At 64.9% G+C, this 20,107-nt stretch carries 22 protein-coding genes and 1 riboswitch; of the genes, 13 read left to right on the top strand and 9 right to left on the bottom strand.

Features of this window, described 5'->3' with window-relative positions:
* Positions 1-69: 69 nt before the first annotated feature.
* On the top strand, positions 70-1,638 hold the full coding sequence (locus ACFSCT_RS06730; RefSeq protein WP_379141241.1) for an acyl-CoA synthetase: 1,569 nt from the start codon (positions 70-72) through the stop codon (positions 1,636-1,638).
* A gap of 25 nt (positions 1,639-1,663) precedes the next feature.
* On the opposite strand, the gene moaA is transcribed toward ACFSCT_RS06730, so the two are convergent.
* Positions 1,664-2,665, bottom strand: coding sequence for a GTP 3',8-cyclase MoaA (moaA, locus tag ACFSCT_RS06735; RefSeq protein WP_379141413.1), 1,002 nt, complete (start codon positions 2,663-2,665; stop codon positions 1,664-1,666).
* Between the two features lie 264 nt (positions 2,666-2,929).
* Here moaA and ACFSCT_RS06740 point away from each other — a divergent pair, with 264 nt between their 5' ends.
* Both ACFSCT_RS06740 and ACFSCT_RS06745 read left to right on the top strand, forming a co-directional pair.
* Entirely contained in the window at positions 2,930-3,115 is a 186-nt protein-coding gene (locus ACFSCT_RS06740; protein WP_379141243.1) for a hypothetical protein, read from the top strand.
* A 175-nt stretch (positions 3,116-3,290) separates the two neighbouring features.
* Positions 3,291-3,731 (top strand): hypothetical protein, encoded by a 441-nt coding sequence (locus ACFSCT_RS06745; protein WP_379141245.1) that lies wholly within the window; start codon positions 3,291-3,293, stop codon positions 3,729-3,731.
* Between the two features lie 622 nt (positions 3,732-4,353).
* Here the strand turns inward: ACFSCT_RS06745 and lpdA are convergent.
* The 4 genes from lpdA to queA all read right to left on the bottom strand — a co-directional run bounded on the left by lpdA (position 4,354) and on the right by queA (position 8,934).
* Positions 4,354-5,748: a dihydrolipoyl dehydrogenase gene (gene lpdA / locus ACFSCT_RS06750; protein WP_379141246.1), complete on the bottom strand. Its 1,395-nt coding sequence runs from the start codon at positions 5,746-5,748 to the stop codon at positions 4,354-4,356.
* A 42-nt stretch (positions 5,749-5,790) separates the two neighbouring features.
* The gene (locus ACFSCT_RS06755) at positions 5,791-6,360 is read right to left on the bottom strand and encodes a DUF924 family protein (protein ID WP_379141248.1); all 570 of its coding nucleotides are present in this window, start codon (positions 6,358-6,360) and stop codon (positions 5,791-5,793) included.
* A 49-nt stretch (positions 6,361-6,409) separates the two neighbouring features.
* A complete protein-coding gene (locus tag ACFSCT_RS06760; RefSeq protein WP_379141250.1) occupies positions 6,410-7,819 on the bottom strand; it encodes an MFS transporter in 1,410 nt (469 codons plus the stop codon).
* A 68-nt stretch (positions 7,820-7,887) separates the two neighbouring features.
* Entirely contained in the window at positions 7,888-8,934 is a 1,047-nt protein-coding gene (gene queA / locus ACFSCT_RS06765) for a tRNA preQ1(34) S-adenosylmethionine ribosyltransferase-isomerase QueA (RefSeq protein WP_379141252.1), read from the bottom strand.
* Between the two features lie 179 nt (positions 8,935-9,113).
* Here queA and ACFSCT_RS06770 point away from each other — a divergent pair, with 179 nt between their 5' ends.
* Together ACFSCT_RS06770 and bfr are read left to right on the top strand one after the other, a co-directional pair.
* Positions 9,114-9,359 carry a (2Fe-2S)-binding protein gene (locus ACFSCT_RS06770; RefSeq protein ID WP_379141254.1) on the top strand — a complete coding sequence of 82 codons (246 nt, stop codon included), beginning with the start codon at positions 9,114-9,116 and terminating at the stop codon, positions 9,357-9,359.
* 99 nt (positions 9,360-9,458) lie between these two features.
* Positions 9,459-9,944: a bacterioferritin gene (gene bfr, locus ACFSCT_RS06775; RefSeq protein WP_379141256.1), complete on the top strand. Its 486-nt coding sequence runs from the start codon at positions 9,459-9,461 to the stop codon at positions 9,942-9,944.
* A 57-nt stretch (positions 9,945-10,001) separates the two neighbouring features.
* Here the strand turns inward: bfr and ACFSCT_RS06780 are convergent, their stop codons facing one another.
* On the bottom strand, positions 10,002-10,589 hold the full coding sequence (locus tag ACFSCT_RS06780; protein WP_379141258.1) for a LysE family translocator: 588 nt from the start codon (positions 10,587-10,589) through the stop codon (positions 10,002-10,004).
* Between the two features lie 93 nt (positions 10,590-10,682).
* Between ACFSCT_RS06780 and ACFSCT_RS06785 the strand changes: the two genes are divergently transcribed.
* Both ACFSCT_RS06785 and ACFSCT_RS06790 read left to right on the top strand, forming a co-directional pair.
* Positions 10,683-11,135 carry an Lrp/AsnC family transcriptional regulator gene (locus ACFSCT_RS06785; protein ID WP_379141260.1) on the top strand — a complete coding sequence of 151 codons (453 nt, stop codon included), beginning with the start codon at positions 10,683-10,685 and terminating at the stop codon, positions 11,133-11,135.
* A gap of 93 nt (positions 11,136-11,228) precedes the next feature.
* Positions 11,229-11,375: riboswitch (FMN riboswitch) on the top strand.
* A gap of 74 nt (positions 11,376-11,449) precedes the next feature.
* Entirely contained in the window at positions 11,450-11,884 is a 435-nt protein-coding gene (locus ACFSCT_RS06790; RefSeq protein WP_379141263.1) for a 6,7-dimethyl-8-ribityllumazine synthase, read from the top strand.
* A gap of 84 nt (positions 11,885-11,968) precedes the next feature.
* On the opposite strand, the gene ACFSCT_RS06795 is transcribed toward ACFSCT_RS06790, so the two are convergent.
* Together ACFSCT_RS06795 and ACFSCT_RS06800 are read right to left on the bottom strand one after the other, a co-directional pair.
* A complete protein-coding gene (locus tag ACFSCT_RS06795; RefSeq protein ID WP_379141266.1) occupies positions 11,969-12,712 on the bottom strand; it encodes a MipA/OmpV family protein in 744 nt (247 codons plus the stop codon).
* Between the two features lie 148 nt (positions 12,713-12,860).
* On the bottom strand, positions 12,861-14,714 hold the full coding sequence (locus ACFSCT_RS06800; RefSeq protein ID WP_379141268.1) for an ABC-F family ATP-binding cassette domain-containing protein: 1,854 nt from the start codon (positions 14,712-14,714) through the stop codon (positions 12,861-12,863).
* 137 nt (positions 14,715-14,851) lie between these two features.
* On the opposite strand from ACFSCT_RS06800, the gene ndk reads away from it, so the two are divergent.
* From ndk to ACFSCT_RS06825, 5 genes are all read left to right on the top strand, one after another.
* A complete protein-coding gene (gene ndk / locus ACFSCT_RS06805; protein WP_379141270.1) occupies positions 14,852-15,274 on the top strand; it encodes a nucleoside-diphosphate kinase in 423 nt (140 codons plus the stop codon).
* A 183-nt stretch (positions 15,275-15,457) separates the two neighbouring features.
* A complete protein-coding gene (fabD, locus tag ACFSCT_RS06810) occupies positions 15,458-16,387 on the top strand; it encodes an ACP S-malonyltransferase (protein ID WP_379141272.1) in 930 nt (309 codons plus the stop codon).
* Between the two features lie 3 nt (positions 16,388-16,390).
* Positions 16,391-17,101: an aspartate/glutamate racemase family protein gene (locus ACFSCT_RS06815; RefSeq protein WP_379141274.1), complete on the top strand. Its 711-nt coding sequence runs from the start codon at positions 16,391-16,393 to the stop codon at positions 17,099-17,101.
* Positions 17,094-17,831 carry a 3-oxoacyl-ACP reductase FabG gene (gene fabG, locus ACFSCT_RS06820; RefSeq protein WP_379141276.1) on the top strand — a complete coding sequence of 246 codons (738 nt, stop codon included), beginning with the start codon at positions 17,094-17,096 and terminating at the stop codon, positions 17,829-17,831. Before ACFSCT_RS06815 ends, fabG begins: the two co-directional genes overlap by 8 nt.
* A gap of 164 nt (positions 17,832-17,995) precedes the next feature.
* Complete coding sequence (locus tag ACFSCT_RS06825; protein WP_028720942.1) at positions 17,996-18,229, top strand: acyl carrier protein; 234 nt, start codon at positions 17,996-17,998, stop codon at positions 18,227-18,229.
* A 393-nt stretch (positions 18,230-18,622) separates the two neighbouring features.
* Here the strand turns inward: ACFSCT_RS06825 and dksA are convergent, their stop codons facing one another.
* Positions 18,623-19,045 carry an RNA polymerase-binding protein DksA gene (gene dksA / locus ACFSCT_RS06830; RefSeq protein ID WP_379141278.1) on the bottom strand — a complete coding sequence of 141 codons (423 nt, stop codon included), beginning with the start codon at positions 19,043-19,045 and terminating at the stop codon, positions 18,623-18,625.
* 168 nt (positions 19,046-19,213) lie between these two features.
* On the opposite strand from dksA, the gene ACFSCT_RS06835 reads away from it, so the two are divergent.
* The gene (locus ACFSCT_RS06835; RefSeq protein ID WP_379141280.1) at positions 19,214-20,056 is read left to right on the top strand and encodes an AAA family ATPase; all 843 of its coding nucleotides are present in this window, start codon (positions 19,214-19,216) and stop codon (positions 20,054-20,056) included.
* Positions 20,057-20,107: the final 51 nt, after the last annotated feature.

Consider the following 20,107-nt stretch of genomic DNA (forward strand, 5'->3'; position numbering starts at 1 on the left):
CGGGCGGTCGCAGTCCCCGCTTCAAGCCGCTGATCTCGTCCGTTCAGAGGAATTCAGTGAAAAATCGAGGTGCCCCTTAGCTTTCTGCGCCGAACCGCGCAGGTCTTTCCCGATTATCCGGCGGTTGTCCATGACGGTGGCGTGCGCCGGACCTGGGGCGAGACCTATGCCCGGATACGCCGGATCGCCAGCGCGCTGTCGCGGCGGAGCATCGCCCGGGGCGATACCGTGGCCATCGTCGCCGCCAATATCCCCGAGATGTTCGAGGCCCATTTCGCCGTGCCGATGACCGGCGCGGTCCTGAACGCGATCAACACCCGGCTTGACGCCGAAACCATCGCCTTCATCCTGAACCATGGCGAGGCCCGGATCGTCATGGTCGACCCCGAGTTCGCCGAAACCGTCCAACGCGCGGTTGCAATGACCGGGCGCGATGACCTGCTGGTCGTCGACATTCCCGACCCCAGTTTCGAAGGCGGCACCCGCATCGGCACACTCAGCTATGACGATCTGCTGGCCGAGGGCGATCCCGAATTCGCATGGGATCTGCCCGCCGACGAATGGGACGCGATCAGCCTGAACTATACCTCGGGGACGACGGGCGACCCGAAGGGCGTCGTCTGCCATCACCGGGGCGCGGCGCTGAACGCGCTGGCGCATCTGGTCAACTGGGGCATGCCGCAGCATGCGCGTTATCTGTGGACCCTGCCGATGTTTCATTGCAACGGCTGGTGCTTTCCATGGACGATCGCCGCGAATGCGGGGGTCTGCGTCTGTCTGCGCGCGGTCAGGGCCGAACCGATCTATCGGTTGATCCGGGATGAGAAGGTCACCCATTTTTCGGGCGCGCCGATCGTGCTGAACATGCTGGCCAGCGCCCCGGACGCGCTCAAGGATTTCGATCACAAGGTCAAGGTGATGACCGCCGGCGCACCGCCGCCCGCCAAGGTGATCGAGGCGATGGAGGCGATGGGCGTCGAGGTCACCCATGTCTATGGTCTGACCGAAACCTACGGCCCGTCGACGATCTGCGAATGGAAACAGGAATGGGACGCGAAAAGCGCGCCCGAGCGGGCGCGGCTGAAGGTTCGGCAGGGGGTGACCAACCTTGCGCTGGAAGGGCTGATGGTGGCCAACCCCGACACGCTGGAACCGGTGCCCGCGGATGGCGCGACGCTGGGCGAGATATTCATGCGCGGCAATAACGTGATGAAGGGCTATCTGAAAAATCCCTCGGCCACCCGGAAATCCTTTCGGGGCGGCTGGTTCGCCTCGGGCGATCTGGGGGTGATGCATCCCGACGGATATATCGAGATCAAGGACCGCGCGAAGGACATCATCATCTCGGGCGGCGAGAATATCTCGTCGGTCGAGGTCGAGGATGTGCTTTATCGTCACCCGGCGGTGATGGTCGCCGCGGTCGTGGCGCGCCCGGACGAGAAATGGGGTGAAACCCCCTGCGCCTTCATCGAATTGCGACCGGGCGCCAGCGCCACCGAGGCCGAGATCATCGGCTTCTGCCGCGACCAGATGGCGGCGTTCAAGGTGCCGAAAACCGTGGTTTTCGGCGAGGTGCCCAAAACCACGACCGGAAAAATCCAGAAATTCATCCTGCGCGGGCAGGCAAAGGAATTATGACCCGGCGCATGGCGGCCGGGGTTTCCTAACCGCCGGTATGGCTCATGTGGCGGGTGACGCGGCCGGCGACCTGGCCGCGCGAATAATCGAAATCATGCCCCTTGGGCTTGCGGGCGATGGCGTTGCGGATCGCCTGTTGCAGGGCCGCGTCATCGGGGCTGGCCCGCAGGGGCGCGCGCAGGTCGGCCCGATCCTCCTGACCAAGGCACATGTAAAGTTCGCCCGTGCAGGTCACGCGGACCCGGTTGCAGCTTTCGCAGAAGTTATGCGTAAGCGGCGTGATGAACCCGACGGTCTGCCCGGTCTGATCCAGCCGCACATAGCGGGCAGGGCCCCCGGTCCGCTGGTCCAGATCGGTCAGATCATAGCGTTCCGCCAGCCGCGCCCGCAGATCGGCCAGCGGCCAATAGCTGCCCAGCCGCTCGGCGTCGTCCATTTCGCCCATCGGCATGATCTCGATGAAGGTCAGGTCGTGCCCTTCGGCCGCGCACCACGCGGTCAGGTCGAACAGCTCATCCTCATTGAAGCCCTTGATCGCGACGGTGTTGATCTTGACCCGGATGCCGGCGCGGGTTGCGGCGCCGATCCCGGCCAGCACCTGCTCTAGCCGGCCCCAGCGGGTGATGCGGGCGAATTTTTCCGCATCCAGCGTATCCAGCGAGACGTTGATCCGGCGGATGCCGCAATCGGCGAGCTGATCGGCGAAGCGGGCAAGCTGGCTGCCGTTTGTGGTCAGGGTCAGCTCATCCAGCCCCCGGCCCAGATGCCGCGAGATGCCGCGGAAAAACGTCATGATGTCGCGGCGCACCAGCGGCTCGCCGCCGGTGATGCGCAGCTTCCGCACCCCCAGACCGACGAAGGCCGAGGCCAGCCGATCCAGCTCCTCCAGCGTCAGCAGGTCACGCTTGGGCAGGAACTGCATATGTTCGGCCATGCAATAGGTGCAGCGGAAATCGCAGCGGTCGGTGACCGAGACGCGCAGATAGGTGATCGGCCGCGCGAACGGGTCGATCAGCGGCGCTTTCATCTGCGCCGCCTGCGGCGTTGCGCCGACCGCGTCGGCGGCCAATGGCGCCGTGATATTGGCGTCGTCCATAGGGGGAATGTAGGCGGGGCCGGGCGGTGGCGCAAGCAGCCCGGGCGGGCGTGGCACAATTGATGCGATCGCGACGATTGCAGCGTTATCGCGCAACAGCGCAGTTGCGGGCCGATCGCAACCGGGTAATCATGGCTCACGGAAAGATGATCGCAATCAACCGCAATCAACATCGTCTGCAATCGGAGGATACGCATGAAACTGCCCGCTTACACCCTGCCTGCCGTTCTGCTGCTTTCGGCGCTGGCCGTCGCCGGCTGCGACACCCCCACGACCACGGTCACCGCCCCGGCGGGATCGACGGCCGTCATCAACTCGGCCGCGCCGGATCCGACCATCGTGGTCACGCCCTCGACCCCGTCGGGCAACGTCGCATTGTAAGGCGCGGAAAGTCGCGGGCGGCGTGGATGGGCGGCCGGCAATCAGGCCCATCATCCGGGGCTGTTCCGCCGGTCTGGACGGCGTATCGTCGGACGGGATAGCAATCCGATGACGAAACGCCGGGCCGAAGGCATCGCGGACGGCCCGGGATTTTTCTGACCTAGGGAGATTTGAGATGAAATACCTAAGCACCGCCGCATTTTTCGCGGCAGCACTGGGGCTTGCGGCATGTGAAAACATGTCGACGACCACGGTGACCACGCCATCGGGGTCGACCACCACGACCGCGCCGGCCGGGTCGACCACGGTGGTGACGACCGACGCCTCGCCCACCGCACAGGCCACGTCGGAAACCCCGGTCGTCACGGTCAAGTCGGGCGGCAAGCTGGGCACGTCGGTTGCCTCGCTGGGTGATCCGGCGCAGGGCGGCAACTGGGTCAAGACCAGTCTGGTCAAGGCGCCGACCAAAGGCCGGGTGACGGTCGCGGGCGGCTCGAAATCCGTCAATGTGGATCTTCTGCCGGGGACCGGCGCGACCCAGATGTCGCTGTCGGCGATGCGCGCGCTTGGCGTCGATATCACCGAACTGCCATCGGTCGATCTTTACGCCCTGTAGGGCGTTCGTCGCGCCTGAGCCACCGATTGCCGGGCGCTTTTACCTGCCCGGCCGTCGCGGCGTCCGCTCTACGGGAGGGTGGCCATCGAAAAAGCGACGCGCGGCTGCGGCACGGCCGCGCTTTGCGCGTATTCGCATGCGTTTCGGGTGCTCCGTCATCGACCGGGGCGGCGTCGGATTGCCCACCGCAAAAATGCCGGCAATCCGGCGGTCACAGCGAACCGGTCGACAAGGGGCGCGCCGATGTTTGCGTGGCCCGACGGGGGAGTGGGGATTCGCGCTTCATCAGCCGCAAGTGATCGCGGAATCGGATATCCGGCAGGTGCGGAAGATCCGCCGTATCGGCGGGGAACCGGGGCAATGCAGGCATCCGCGCGGATGGCGCGATGCAAATTCCGGGGTTGAAAGGGCAAAGATTAGCTTCGGCCCCTTGCCCCGAACCGGACCGGCAGAAATGCGCCTTGCCCCGTGGCGCAGGAGAACCGGCGAATTTTCCCCCCGATAAATGCCGCCTTCATCGGGATCGCGGATGCACGACGCCGGGTCGCGTGCCCCCCCCTTGCAATGAAAAACCGGCCCGGGTGGGGCCGGCTTTCCGATCTGCGGTGCGACCGCCCCGCCGTCAGATGTGGATCGCGCGGCCATAGGCGGCCAGCACCGATTCGTGCATCATCTCGGACAGGGTCGGGTGCGGGAAAACGGTTTCGATCAACTCGGCCTCGGTGGTTTCCAGCGTGCGGCCGATCAGATAGCCCTGAATCAGCTCGGTCACCTCGGCGCCGACCATATGCGCCCCCAGCAACTCGCCGGTCTTGGCGTCGAAGATGGTCTTGATCAGGCCGTCGGGTTCGCCAAGCGCGATCGCCTTGCCGTTGCCGATGAACGGGAAACGGCCGACCTTGATGTCATAGCCCGCCGCCTTGGCCTTTTCCTCGGTCAGACCGACCGAGGCGACCTGCGGCTGGCAATAGGTGCAGCCGGCGATGGCCGAGGGTTTCACCGCGTGCGGATGGCCGCCCGCGATCATTTCGGCCACCATGACGCCCTCATGGCTCGCCTTGTGCGCAAGCCAGGGCGCGCCCGCGACATCGCCGATCGCAAAGACGCCATCGGCGCCGGTGCGGCAGAATTCGTCGGTCACGATATGGGTGCGGTCGACCTTGATGCCGGCCTGTTCCAGCCCGAGGTTCTCGACATTGCCGACGATGCCGACCGCCGAAATCACCGTGTCGAATTCCTGCTTCTCGGTCTTGCCGCCCGATTCAATCTCGGCGATCACCTTGTCGCCCTTGCGGTCCAGCGACTTGACCGTCGCCTTCTCCATGATCTTCATCCCCTGTTTCTGGAACTGCTTCTTGGCCAGCGCCGAGATTTCCGCATCCTCGACCGGCAGCACCCGGTCCAGCACCTCGACCACCGTGGTGTCGGCGCCAAGCGTGTTGAAGAAGCTCGCGAATTCGATGCCGATGGCGCCAGAGCCGATGACCAGCAGTTTTTTGGGCATATGCGGCGGTTTCAGCGCGGTCTTGTAGTTCCAGACCCGCTTACCGTCGGGTTCCAGCCCCGGCAGCTCGCGCGCCCGCGCACCGGTGGCGATAACGATGGACTTGGCCGTCACCGTCTCTTCGCCCTTGTCGGTCTTGACGACGATCTTGCCTTTGCCGGCAAGCCGGGCCTCGCCCATGATGACGGTGACCTTGTTCTTCTTCAGAAGATGCCCGACGCCGCCCGCAAGCTGCTTGGCCACCCCGCGCGAGCGGTTGATAACGGCGTCGAAATCGAAACCGACACCATCGGCCTTGAGCCCGTAATCCTTGGCGTTTTCCATCTGGTGATAGACCTCGGCCGAACGCAGCAGCGCCTTGGTCGGGATGCAGCCCCAGTTGAGGCAGATGCCGCCCAGATGCTCGCGTTCGATGCAGGCCACCTTCAGCCCCAACTGTGCCGCGCGTATCGCGCAGACATATCCGCCCGGACCCGATCCGATCACCACCACGTCAAAGCTGCTGTCGGCCATCGTAACCCCCAATGAAAATTTAGTTCAGCGTTAAACCAGTTGTCACAGGGCATCAAGCCGTGCCTTGCCGCTGACCAGCGCGCCATAGCCGCCGGCCGCCATCAGCCGGTCTTCCTCGGGCGAGGGGGTGCGGCCCAGATCCTTGTTGCGCCATGGAAAGCGGCCAAAGCGGGCGATGGTATCGCGATGCAGTTGCGCGTGGGTCAGATTCTCGCCCGGCATGCGTTCGGTGAACAGAGCGACGGCGCGGTCCTGATCGGCCAGATCCTCGGAATGCTCGAACGGCAGATAGAAGAACTGCCGCGCGGGCGGGTCGATCTGCTGGTCAAAGCCCGCATCCACGGCGGCGGTGGCGATACGGCGCGCCAGCGGATCGGTGGAATAGGCGCGGGGATCGTTGCGGAACATGTTGCGCGGGAACTGATCGGTCAGGATCAGCGCGGCCAATGCGCCGCGCGGATTGTCGGCCCATTCCGCGGTCAGCGTCTCGGCATCCTCCCAGGCGGACATGAACAGGTTCCGGATACGCTCGTCCAGCGCCGGGGTGCTGTTGTACCAGCCTTTCGGCCCGACCTCGTGGATCCAGAAATCGTTGATGTCATCCGGTGTCATGATTTTCCCCCACATCTGCCAACCATGCTGGCAGAGCCGGGGCGCGGGATCAAGGCGCGGCGGGTTTGGGATGCGCCGGCATGTCCTCGGCCCCATCCGAACCGGCCGGTTCTTCTTCCGGCCCGTCGCCCGGCTCGTGGCCCGCCGTGCCATCCGCATCGGGGCTTGCGCCCGGCGACGCGGCGTCCGTATCGGGGCCATCGCTTGCAGGGGTATCCGCCGCAGGGGTATCCGACTGCGCATTCTCCAGCGCCGCCTCGACCGCAAGGGGCGTCGCGGTGGGCGAGATGACCGCATAGGCGCCGGTCTGTTCGCGCGGCAGGGCGGCCCGGCGGGTGCGCCGCCATGCGGCATAGCCGGCAAGCCAGGCCAGCAACAGCGCGATCCAGACGAAAAAGCCGTTGACCCCGATCAGCGACATCAGCCAGCCGGTGATCAGCGGGCCGACGATCGCGCCGATGCCGTTCAGGAACAACAGCCCCGCCGAGGCAGCCGCCATCTGGGAATTGTCCAGAAAATCGTTGGTATAGGCCAGCAGCAGCGCATAGACCGGGTTGGCGACGCCGCCGATGATCACCGCTGCCGCCAACAGCCCCCAGATGCCCGGGTCGATCACCACCACGCCAATGGCCGCGACCGCGCCAAGGACGCAGAGCCACAGGATGATCCCCCGCCGTTCCCGGTGATCGGACAGCCAGCCGATCGGGTACTGGAATATCAGGCCGCCCAGATAGATCGCCGCCACGAACATCGAGATTTCCGTGACGTTCAGCCCCTTCAGCGATCCCCAGACCGAGGACATGCCCGACAGCGCCGAAAACACCCCGCCCATCAGGAAGATCCCGATGCAGCCCAGCGGCGACGCCTGATAAAGCCGCCGGATGCTCAGCCGCTTCACGTCCTGAAACGACGGCGCCGGCTGGCGGGACAGCAGCATCGGCGTGAACGCCAGCGAAACCAGAACCGAGGGGATCACGAACAGGATCCAGCCATGCGGATCGGCGGTGTTCATCAGCACTTGCGCCGAGACGATGCCCAGCATCTGCACGATCATATAGGCCGACAGCGCCTGTCCGCGCGTCTCGTTGGTCGAGCCAGCGTTCAGCCAGCTTTCGGCGATGATGTAGACGCCCGAGAAGCAAAAACCGATGACGATGCGCATCACCGTCCAGACCGGCCAGATCGGGGCCGCGGCGTACAGGATCAGCACCGCCGAGATCATGCTGCCAAGCGCCGAAAATACCCGGATATGCCCGACCTTGCGGATCAGGCCCGGGACCAGCCGGCTGCCCAGCAGGAAGCCGCCGAAATAGCCCGACATGACGATGGACATGGCGGTCGTGCTCATGCCCTCGATATTGCCGCGCACGCCCAGAAGCGTGCCCTGCATCCCGTTGCCCACCATCAGCATCAATACGCCCAAAAGCAGCGGCCAGGTGGTGCGAAGGACGGTCAGCAAGGCAATACTCCTGCATTATTCGGAACGTCGTCCGGCATGGGCCAGAGGATCGTCGCCGCAATGCCTTATCACGGCAGCAAAAGCGATGCGTCCCCATAAGAAAAGAAACGGTAATTGTTCACAACGGCGTGGTCATAGATCTGCCGTATCCGCTCGGGGCCCATAAGCGCGCTGACCAGCATCAGAAGCGTCGATTTCGGCAGATGAAAATTGGTCATCAGCCCGTCGGTGGCGCGAAAGCGATAGCCGGGATAGATGAAAATATCGGTGGTGCCGCGGAAAGGCGCGAGCGTGCCATCGGGTGTCGCGGCGCTTTCGATCAGCCGCAGCGCGGTGGTGCCGACCGGGATGATGCGGCCGCCGGCGGCGCGGGCGGCGTTGATCGCGGCGGCGGCCTCGGGTGTCACCTCGCCCCATTCGGCATGCATCCGGTGGCTGGCCACGTCATCGACCTTGACCGGCAGAAATGTGCCGGCGCCGACATGCAGCGTGACCTCGGTCATGCCGACGCCCTTGGCGCGGATCGCGTCCAGAAGTGCCGCATCAAAATGCAGGCTGGCGGTGGGGGCGGCGACCGCGCCCGCGTGACGCGCGAATACGGTCTGGTAATCGTCGCGGTCCTGTTCGTCCGGCGCGCGCTGCGCCGCGATATAAGGCGGCAGCGGCATGGCGCCGACCTGAGCCAGCGCGGCTTCGAAATCGGCCCCCGACGAATCGAACGCCAGCACCAGATCGGTTTCCGTCATTAAGACGACGGTTCCCGCCAGTTGCTCGCCAAAGCGGATCACCTCGCCCACGCGCAGCTTTCGCAATGGGCGGGCCAGTGCGCGCCATCCCGTCGCCGCCGGTTCCAGCAGCGTGACCTCGACCTTCGCCACGGCCTCGCCCTGCGGGGTGGCGCGGCGGCGGGTGCCGTTCAGCCGGGCGGGGATGACGCGGGTATTGTTCAGAACCAGCATGTCGCCCGCCCGCAGCAGCCCGGGCAGGTCGCTGACGCGCAGGTCATGCAGCCCCGCATCATCGGCCACCAGCAAACGCGCCGCCGTGCGCGGCCGCGCCGGACGGGTGGCAATCAGCCCCTCGGGCAGGTCGAAATCGAAATCACTCAGCTTCATGCGCGTGCAATGCGCCGACAGGTCGGGGGGCGTCAAGTCTGGGGGGCAAGTCTGGGGGCGTCAAGTCGGGGGGCGTCAAGCGGGCAGGGTGCGGCGATGGCGGTTTAGTGATTTTGTCGGGCTTTACAAAATCTGACTGGAATACTAGGAAATCGGCATAGCCCATCGGGAAGGCCGCCATGATCGTTTGCCACTGCAACAGCATTACGGACCGCGACATCCGCAACGCGGTCGACTGGATGCGGGCGGCGGATGCCGAAACCATCATCACGCCGCGCAAGGTCTGGCGCGCATTGGGCAAACAGGCCGATTGCGGCGGCTGCATGCCGCTGTTTCTGGACCAGCTTCAGAACTGCCATAACGTCGGGGTCGCCCGGCCGGTCCCGCGGCTGCGGCCGGCGCTTGGAAACCGAAGCTCGGGCTAGGTCCCGCGCCTTCCGCCAAGCGCTTCCGGGCGTTTGCTTTTTCCGGCAAGCCGCCTATCATGACGTTTGTAAGGCAAGCCATCAGGAAAGCGATGCGACATGAAGGGCGACAAGAAAGTCATTGAATATCTTAACGCGGCGCTGCGGTCGGAGCTGACCGCTGTCAGCCAGTACTGGCTGCATTATCGCCTGCAGGAGGATTGGGGATATGGCCATATCGCCGACAAATCCCGCGCTGAATCGATCGAAGAGATGCACCACGCCGACCGGCTGATCCAGCGCATCATCTTTCTTGAGGGTCATCCGAATCTGCAAAAGCTGGACCCGCTGCGAATCGGTGAGAACCTGAAAGAGACGATGGAGGCCGATCTGGCCGGCGAATACGATGCGCGCAAACTGTATATCGAAGCGCGCGAGCATTGCGAGAAGGTGGGCGATTACGTCAGCAAGGACCTGTTCGAATCGCTGATCGCGGACGAAGAGGGGCATATCGACTTTCTCGAGACCCAGCTTCAGTTGCACGAATCCATCGGCGCCGAGAAATTCGGCCAGCTCAACGCCAAGCCGGCCAGCAAGGCCGAGTAGGCCCCGACACATCACGGGAAGAAGGGCGGCTTTGGCCGCCCTTTGTCTTTTTGGGGATCAATGCCACAGCACCGGCAGCATAGATCCGACAAGCGCGATCGCCATCGTCCAGTTGAAAATCTGCAACCGTTTGGGGTTGGTAAGCCAGCGCCGCACCGACTGACCCGCAACGACCCAGATCAGCACGCTGGGCAGGTTGATCGCGGTAAACACCAGCGCGACGATCAGCGCCCCGCCCGCGCCGGCGGCATAGGCGGACAGTGCCCCCAGCGCCATCGCCCATGCCTTGGGATTGACCCATTGAAATGCGGCGGCCTGCATGAAGGTCAGCGGCGTCGCCGAAGCCTCGGCGGTGCCCGGCGCGTTGGCATGGGCCAGTTTCCACGCCAGCCAAAGCATATAGGCCAAGCTGACCCACATCAGCGCCTGACCAAGGGCTGGCATCGCGGCGAACAGCCGGTCGACCCCCAGCCCCAGAACCGCGACCATCGCCCCGAACCCAAGCGCCACCCCCAAAAGGTGCGGCACCGTCCGGCGCAGGCCGAAATTCGCGCCCGAGGCCATCAGCATCATGTTGTTCGGCCCCGGCGTGACCGAGGTGACAAAGGCGAAACCCGTAAGGGCGACGAATAAATTCCAGTTCATGCTGCACCAAAGATGTCTTGTGGCGCAATTATTGCGCAATCGAACCGCAATTTCTGTTCTAATATGTTGGATAAGTGGACAAGGTAGCAATCCATGACCGTAGAAAGCCAAATATCAGAACGAATATTGCAAGAGCTTCGCCGTGACGGGCGAATCGCCAATGTCGAGTTGGCGGCCAAGGTGGGGCTTTCGCCCTCGGCCTGCCTGCGCCGGGTTCAGGACATGGAGCGTCGCGGGATCATCGCGGGCTATCGTGCCGTCATCAGCCCGACGGCGCGGGGGGTTGGTTTTGTCGCCTATGTGACAGTCGGGTTGTCCCGACACTCGAACGAGGCGCAGCGGGCGTTTGAGCGCGCCTGCAAGCTCGCTCCGGCGGTCCGCGAATGCCACAATGTCACCGGCACGATCGAATATCTGCTGCGCGTCGAGGTCGCCGATCTGAATGCCTATAAGCAGTTTCACATCGACGTTTTGGGCGCGTTTCCATTGATCGCCACGATTACCACGCATGTCGTGATGGACAGCCCGAAGGATGAACGTGCCTGATTGGGCCTGCGTGGCGCCGATCGGCTTTTCCTGCCGCACCACTTTGGCCGGCGCGGGCGTCTTGCGCTTGCGCCGCATCTGTTCCAGAACGGGTGGTATTCTCAGGGCGGGGTGAAACTCCCCACCGGCGGTAAGCATGTCCATGCAAGCCCGCGAGCGCCCCGGCCATGGGTCGGGGGTCCAGCAGATCAGGTGCGATTCCTGGGCCGACGGTTACAGTCCGGAAGAAAGAGAATGTGGGGATGCGCGGCTGCACGGCCGGGCGAACCCATGTGATCGCCTTGGGTGACGTGTCGCTTTGCAAGGAGATCACCATGACACACACCCGATATGCCTTCATCAAGGCGAACTGGCATGCCGATATCGTCGATCAGGCTCTGGTCGGCTTTCTTCAGAAGATACCGGCGGAACAGGTCGATGTTTTCGACGTGCCGGGCGCGTTCGAGATGCCATTGCTGGCCCGCAGTCTTGCCAGAACCGGGCGCTATGATGCGGTTGTCGCCGCCGCCCTTGTCGTCGATGGCGGTATCTATCGGCACGATTTCGTGGCGCAGGCGGTGGTCAGCGGGCTGATGCAGGCGGGGCTCGACGCCGATGTGCCGGTGCTGTCGGTATCACTGACCCCGCATCATTATCAGGAGACCGCGCATCACAACGCCATTTACCGCGAGCATTTCGTGGTCAAAGGCCGCGAGGCCGCCGATGCGGCGCTGAAAATGACCGGATTGCGGCAGAAACTGGCGGCATAAAGCGCGGCGGGGCGCTCGGGAAACCGGGCGTCATTTCCGGGAAAGTTGGGCCGGGCCGCAATGCGGCTCGGGCCCCCGGCGATCCTAGAACCCGAACGAGAACCGGCGCGTGATGCCCAGACGCACGACCGGCTGGTTCTTGTCCTGAGTCAGCGGCGAATCGGCCGCATCGCCGACCAGACGGCCATATTCCAGCTCACCCACCAGCGCCGTCACGTCCGAGATCGCATAGCGTGCGGCAAGCGATGCCGAGACCGAGGTGACGCCGCCACCGGGGTTATAGGCCCGGTAGCCGCTGCTTGCCGCGGCTTCGGGCGTGACGCCGAAATATGTATCGACATAATCATCGCTGCCCATGTTCACGCCCACACCGGACCACAGCGACAGGCGGTCGTTGATGTCGGTGCGATAGGTCGCGCCCAGCTTGCCCACCACGCCCTTGTGACCCTTGAAGCCTTTGCGGACCACGGCATAACCGGTGACCGGGCCGGTGGTATAGCTGAAGCGGGCACCGATTTCATAGGCGCGATCAACCTCGGGCAGACCCGCCAGATCCTTGTCGTCCTTTTCGTTGCGCTTGCCGATATAGTTGAACGACGGCGAGACCGAGAAACCCTGCGCGTCACCGGCCGAGCCATCGCCCCGGCTTAGCGAGACGTTGCGCCAGATGAACCACGGCGCGGTCTCCATCTGGTCCGATCCGGGGTAGGTCGGCTTGTAGGACGCGCCCAGACCGAGTTCGGCCGAAAGGGTCCGACCCTCAAGCCCCTGCGCGGCAAGCGGGGTGGCCAGAAGCATGGCGGGGATCAGGGCATGGATGAGTTTCATGGCGCAACCGATAATTGAAATCTGGGGTTCAACTAGCGCCCGCTGCGGCCTCATTGCAAGGGATAAGGCCGCGCCGCGGGAATTAGTCGTGATGTGTGGCGGCGAGGTCGCGGCGCCCGGTGCGGGCGGTGTTTCCGGCCGGGCGGGATCAGACGCTTTCGGCGGCCTCCAGCCGCTCCAGCGCCTCGAGCCACAGCGATTCGGCAAGCGCCATCGCCTGCTGCGCTTCGGCCCGCTTGCGGCCCCAGCGTTCGGCCTCGTGCGGGTCGTTCCACAGATCGGAATCGGCCAGCTTCACGTCCAGCTTTTCCAGCATCTCGGTCAGCTTGCCGACGCGCTCCTCGGCGCGGCGCGCCTCGGCCCGCAGTTCCAGCATGGCATCGCGCGACGGCCGCTTGGGCGCGGCGGGTTTGGGCGCGGCCGCCGGGACGGGCTTGGTTTCATCCCCGGCCAGCAGACTGCGGCGATAGGTGTCGAGATCATGCGGATAGGGCGACACGCCGCCGTCCGAGACCAGCCAAAGCCGGTCCGCCACCAACCCCAACAGATGCATGTCGTGGCTGACCAGCACCACCGCGCCGGTGTAGTCGTTCAGCGCCTCGACCAGCGCCTCGCGGCTTTCGATATCAAGGTGGTTGGTCGGTTCGTCGAGGATCAGCAGATGCGGCGCGTCGATGGTGGCGATCAGCAGCGACAGCCGCGCCTTCTGCCCGCCCGACAGGCGCCCGACCAGCGTTTCGGCCTGCGCCTCCATCAGCCCGAACCCGGCCAGCCGCGCCCGCAGCCGCGCCGGGGTTTCGTTCGGGCGCAGGCGGCGGATGTGATCCAGGGGCGTTTCGTCCAGATGCAGTTCGTCCACCTGATGCTGGGCGAAGTAACCGACCCGCAGCTTGGACGACCGCACGATCTTGCCCGACATCGCCGGCAAACGGTTCGCCAGCAGCTTGGACAGCGTGGATTTGCCCTGACCGTTCCGGCCCAAAAGCGCGATGCGGTCGTCCTGATCTATGCGCAGGCTCAGCCGCCGCAGCACCTCGCGGTCGCCATAGCCGGTCGACACGCCGTCCATGGTGATGATCGGGGGCGAAAGCTCCTCGGGCTGGGGAAAGGTGAAGCGGTGGAACTTGGCCTCGGCGGGGGCGGTGATCGGCTCCATCTTCGCCAGCATCTTCAGACGCGATTGCGCCTGCACCGCCTTGCTGGCCTTCGACCGGAAGCGGTCGACGAAGGATTGCAGATGCGCGCGCCGGGCCTCTTGCTTTTTCGCCTCGGCCGCCTGCAGGGCGCGCTGCGCGGCGCGGGCCTTGGCGAATTCGTCATACCCGCCGGACCACAGCGTCAACTGCCGGTTTTCCAGATGCAGGATGTGGTTCACCGCCCGGTTCAGCAGCCCGCGATCATGGCTGATGATGATGACGGTATGGGGATAGCGGGCCAGATAGCCTTCAAGCCACAGCGCGCCTTCCAGATCCAGATAGTTGGTCGGTTCGTCCAGCAACAACAGGTCGGGCTGCGCGAACAGCACGCCCGCCAGCGCCATGCGCATCCGCCACCCGCCCGAGAAGTCGCGCGTGGGGCGGGCCTGATCCTCGGTCGAGAAGCCAAGCCCCTGCAAGATGGTCGCCGCGCGGGCCTCGGCCGACCATGCGTCGATGTCGGTCAGCCGGGCGTGGATCTCGGCGATGCGATGCGGATCGGTCGCGGTCTCGGATTCGGCCAGAAGCGCGGCGCGTTCGGTATCCGCCGCAAGGGTGGTTTCCAGAATCGACAGGTCGGTCGCGCGGGCTTCCTGCGCCACGCCGCCGATCCGCGCCCGCGACGGCAGCGAGATGCTGCCGCCGTCCAGTGTCAGTTCCCCCTTGATCAGCCGGAACAGCGTGGTCTTGCCGGCGCCGTTCGGTCCGACAAGGCCGACCTTGTGCCCGGTCGGGATCGAGGCGCTGGCATGTTCGAACAGCGGCCGGCCTTCGATGTTGAAACTGATGTCATCTATACGAAGCATTGCGGGGGGATGCCGCAAACGCGCGCCATGGTCAATCGCCGGCGATCCGCAACCTGCTTTCCATTGCGGCCGACGCATGTTAACGGGGCGCGGATTTCGGCCCGAGGTTGGCTCGGGCCCCGAAAAAGGTGAATGACATGGCCATCGAACGCACGCTTTCGATCATCAAACCCGACGCGACCCGCCGTAACCTGACCGGCAAGATCAACCAGAAATTCGAGGATGCGGGCCTGCGCATCGTCGCGCAAAAGCGCATCCACCTGTCGCCCGCGCAGGCTGGTCAGTTCTATGTCGTCCACAAGGACCGGCCTTTCTATGGCGAGCTGGTCGAGTTCATGGCCTCGGAACCCGTCGTCGTGCAGGTGCTGGAAGGCGAGAACGCCATCGCCAAGAACCGCGAAGTGATGGGCGCGACCGATCCCTCGAAAGCCGATGCCGGCACGATCCGCGCCGAATACGCCCTGTCGGTCGGTGAAAACTCGGTCCACGGCTCGGACGCCCCGGAAACCGCCAAGGAAGAAATCGCCTTCTTCTTCTCGGGTCTGGAACTGGTCGGCTGATCGCTGATCCAGCCTGATCGGAACAGGGGCGCGGCATTAGCCGCGCCCTTTTTTCATGCGCGTCCGCGTTCATGCGGCTTCGCGCTGGCTACCCGGAAAATCCGGTGAAGCGGGGCCGGCAGTTGCGGGCGGGCCATGGCTTGGGCTATGCCGATCCTGACAGCAATCTGGAGGATCTGGCAGATGCGTGCCTTTGTATTTCCCGGGCAGGGCGCCCAAACCATCGGCATGGGCCGCGATCTGGCCGAAGCCTATCCCGCCGCCCGCGCGGTTTTCGATGAGGTTGACGAGGCGCTGGACGAAAAGCTCTCTGACCTGATCTGGACCGGCGACATCAAGACGCTGACCCTGACGGAAAACGCCCAGCCGGCGCTGATGGCCACATCCATCGCCGCCTTGCGCGCGCTTGAGGCCGAGGGCTTCCCGCTGGAGGGTAACGCCGATTTCGTCGCCGGTCACAGCCTTGGCGAATATTCGGCGCTTTGTGCGGCCGGGGCGCTGAGCCTGTTCGACACTGCGCGGCTGCTGCGTCTGCGGGGCCGCGCCATGCAAGAGGCGGTGCCGGTCGGGCAGGGCGCCATGGCCGCGATCCTGGGGCTCGATTTTGCCACCGTCGACCAGATCGCGCGCGAGGCGGCGGGCGATGAGGTCTGTCAGGCCGCGAATGACAACGATCCCGCGCAGGTGGTGATCTCGGGCCACAAGGATGCGGTCGAACGCGCCGCCACGCTGGCCAAGGAACAGGGCGCCAAGCGGGCGCTGATGCTGCCGGTCTCGGCTCCGTTCCATTCGGCGCTGATGCAGCCGGCCGCGGCGGTGATGGCCGAGGCGCTGGCCGGGGTCGAGATCAACCCCCCGGTGGTGCCGGTCGTCGCAAACGTGCGGGCAGCGGCGGTCACCGAACCGGGCGAGATCCGGCGCCTGCTGGTCGAACAGGTAACCGGCGCGGTGCGCTGGCGCGAAAGCATCGCATGGATGACCGAGGCCGGCGTCACCGAGTTCTGGGAGATCGGGGCGGGCAAGGCGCTGTCGGGCATGATTCGCCGCATCTCGCCCGAGGCGGTGGTCCGCGCCATCGGAACCCCGGCCGATATCGCCGCCCTCAAGGGCTGATCCATGCGCACCATCGGCATTCTTGGCGGCATGTCATGGGTGTCGACGGCCCATTACTATAGGCGGTTGAACCAGATGGTGGGGGAAAGCCGGGGCGGTCTGCATTCCGCGCCGGTGCTGCTCGCCTCGGTCGATTTCGCCCCGATCGCCCGGATGCAGGCCGAGGACCGCTGGGACGACGCGGGCGCGCTGCTGGCCGGTGCGGCGGCGGGGCTGGAACGCGCGGGCGCCGGGCTGATCATGCTTGCCACCAACACCATGCATGCCGTGGCCGACCGGGTCCGGGCGGCGGTCGGCGTGCCTTTCGTCCATATCGCCGACGCGACCGCCGCCGCGATCCGCGCCGCCGGGCTGTCCCGGCCCGGCCTGATCGCGACCGCCTTCACCATGGAGCGGGGGTTCTATCTGGACCGTTTGCGCGCCGCCGGCTTGGCGCCCCTTGTGCCCGGGCTCGATCGGCGCGCCGAAATCCACCGCATCATTTTTGATGAACTGTGCCGCGACATAGTCCGCCCCGAAAGCCGCCGGGTTTTTGAACAGGCCGCCGCCGGCCTGATCGCGGATGGCGCGGATTGTCTGGTTCTGGGCTGCACCGAGGTCGGTCTGCTGCTGTCCCCGGACAATGTCGCCGCGCCGGTCTTTGACACCGTCGAAATTCACTGCCGTGCGGCGCTAACGACCGCAAACGCCCCAACAGGAGAGAAAGATGTTTGATCTGACAGGAAAAAAGGCGCTGATCACCGGCGCATCAGGCGGGATCGGCGGGGCGGTCGCCAAGGCGCTGCACGGGGCGGGGGCAAGCGTGGCGCTGTCCGGCACGCGTGAGGCGCCGCTTCGGGAACTCGCCGCGGAACTCGGCGACCGCGCCTTTGTCGTGACCGCCGATCTGGGCGATGCGGCGGCGGTCGAGGGTCTGCCGAAAGCCGCCGCCGAGGCCATGGGCGGGGTCGATGTTCTGGTCAACAACGCCGGCATCACCCGCGACAACCTGTTCATGCGCATGTCCGATGAGGAATGGGCGCAGGTCATCGACGTGAACCTGACCTCATCCTTCCGGCTGTGCCGGGGGGTGCTGCGCGGGATGATGAAGGCGCGCTGGGGGCGGATCGTCAACATCACCTCGGTGGTCGGCGCGACCGGCAACCCGGGGCAGGCCAATTATGCCGCCGCCAAGGCCGGTCTGGTCGGCATGTCGAAGTCGCTGGCCTATGAGGTCGCAAGCCGGGGCATCACGGTGAACTGCGTGGCCCCGGGCTTTATCGCGACCGCCATGACCGACAAGCTGAACGACGAGCAGAAGGGCCGGATCCTGACCCAGATCCCCGCCGGCCGCATGGGCGAGGGGCAGGAAATCGCCGCCGCCGTGCTGTACCTCGCCAGCCCCGAGGCCGGCTATGTGACCGGTGCCACGCTGCATGTGAACGGCGGCATGGCGATGGTCTGACCGGGCGCGGGAAAGGGCGTTTTCACGCCTATTGCGGTTGCAAGATCACATCCGCGTGCTATATCCCGCCAATATGGCCGCAGGGAAACCGCCCTCGGCTGGCGCCTTTCCGGCGAATCGCCGGCGGGCACACTTGGGCGGATGCCCGTAACTGAGGAAGAGATATGAGCGACATTGCCGATCGCGTGAAAAAGATCGTTGTGGAGCATCTGGGCGTGGATGAGGACAAGGTGACCGAATCCGCCTCCTTCATCGACGATCTGGGCGCTGACAGCCTTGATACCGTTGAACTGGTTATGGCCTTCGAGGAAGAATTCGGCATCGAAATTCCGGACGATGCGGCCGAGACCATCCAGACTTTCGGCGATGCCGTGAAGTTCATTCAGGGCGCGGTCTGATCCGCAACCCTGTCCGGCCCGGGCTGACCGGCCGGTGCGAAATTGCGGGCGGCGACCATCGCGGTTGCCGCCCGTTTGCTTTCCCGGGCAGGCGATATGCCGGTTTTCCGGGCCGCGGCCAAAGCGCGCAGGGTCCGGTCGTCGCCGGAATGCGCCATGAAGAAAGCGCCGGATGAACCACCCGGCGCCGCTGTCCTGTCGATCTGGGTCGTGCGGGCGGGGTGCGCCGCCGGGGCAAGCCGTGGTCGGTCACGGCAAGTCGGTTACCGCAGCCGGTCACGGACGTGGGTCACAGCCATTCTTCGTCGCCGCCATTCTTCATCACCGCCAGTCATCGCCGCTGGTTGCCACGGTCGACCACCGCCGGTCGCCGCCGCTGGTCACCGCCGCGTGTCAGTCGTCGCGATGCACCCGTTCGCGGCGTTCGTGCCGCTCTTGCGCTTCCAGCGTCATCGTGGCGATGGGGCGGGCGTCCAGACGGCGCAGGCTGATCGGCTCACCCGTCATTTCGCAATAGCCGTATTCGCCGTCCTCGATGCGCCGCAGCGCGGCGTCGATCTTGCTGACCAGCTTGCGCTGACGGTCGCGGGTGCGCAGCTCGATCGCGCGGTCGGTTTCCTCGGACGCGCGGTCGGCCAGATCGGGGACGTTGCGGGCCGAATCCTGCAGACCTTCAAGCGTTTCGGCGGATTGTTCGATCAGCTCCTGCTTCCACGCGGTCAGTTTGCGCCGGAAATATTCAAGCTGGCGATCGTTCATGAACGGCTCGTCCTCGGCAGGGCGATAGTCTTCCGGCAGAAAGATCTGGGGCTTCATCTTTTCCTCCTGCAAGGCCGCCTGCAACTGGTTACAGAACGTGTGTTTCGGCGTCCGCTTAACGGCTTTTATGTAGGTTGTCACTAGGGTGTTCGCATCATTCGCCTGATAACTTGCGAACCGGCAACGCCCCCGCTAGCTTGCGGCCATCCAGAAAGGCCCCACAAGATGCAGTTCAAATCGACCAGCAGCTATATCGCGCCCGACGATCTGACCATGGCGGTGAATGCAGCCATCACGCTTGAGCGGCCGTTGCTGGTCAAAGGTGAGCCGGGGACCGGAAAAACCGAGCTTGCGCGCCAGATCGCGGCCAGTCTGGGACTGCCGATCGTGGAATGGAACATCAAGTCCACCACCAAGGCGCAGCAGGGTCTTTACGAATACGATGCAGTCTCCCGGCTGCGCGACAGCCAGCTTGGCGACGCCCGGGTCCATGACATTGGCAACTATATCCGCAAGGGCAAGCTGTGGCAGGCGTTCGAGGCGCCGGGCAAGGTCGTCCTGCTGATCGACGAGATCGACAAGGCCGACATCGAATTCCCGAACGACCTGTTGCAGGAACTCGACCGGATGGAGTTCCACGTCTACGAGACCGGCGAAACCGTGCAAGCGCAGCATCGGCCGGTGGTGATCATCACCTCGAACAACGAAAAAGAGCTTCCCGACGCTTTTCTGCGCCGCTGCTTTTTTCACTATATCCGTTTCCCCGATGCCGAGACGCTGGCCCGGATCGTCGCGGTGCATTTCCCGAACCTCAAGCCGCGCCTGCTGTCCACCGCGCTGGAGCAGTTCTTTGAACTGCGCGAGACGCCGGGCCTGAAGAAACGGCCCTCGACCAGCGAGATGCTGGACTGGCTGAAGCTGATATTGGCCAGCGATCTTGCGCCCGAGGATCTGAAGCGCGATCCCGCGACCATGCTGCCCAAGCTGCACGGGGCGCTGCTGAAGAACGAACAGGACGTGGCGCTGTTCGAGAAACTGGCGTTTCTGGCGCGGCGACAGACGCGCTGACCCGGGCGGGGCGCCGCCGCCCGCCGGGTCACGGCCGGTATTAGTTCTTGC

The sequence above is a fragment of the Paracoccus pacificus genome (assembly GCF_042680785.1).
GTDB classification, from domain to species: domain Bacteria; phylum Pseudomonadota; class Alphaproteobacteria; order Rhodobacterales; family Rhodobacteraceae; genus Paracoccus; species Paracoccus pacificus.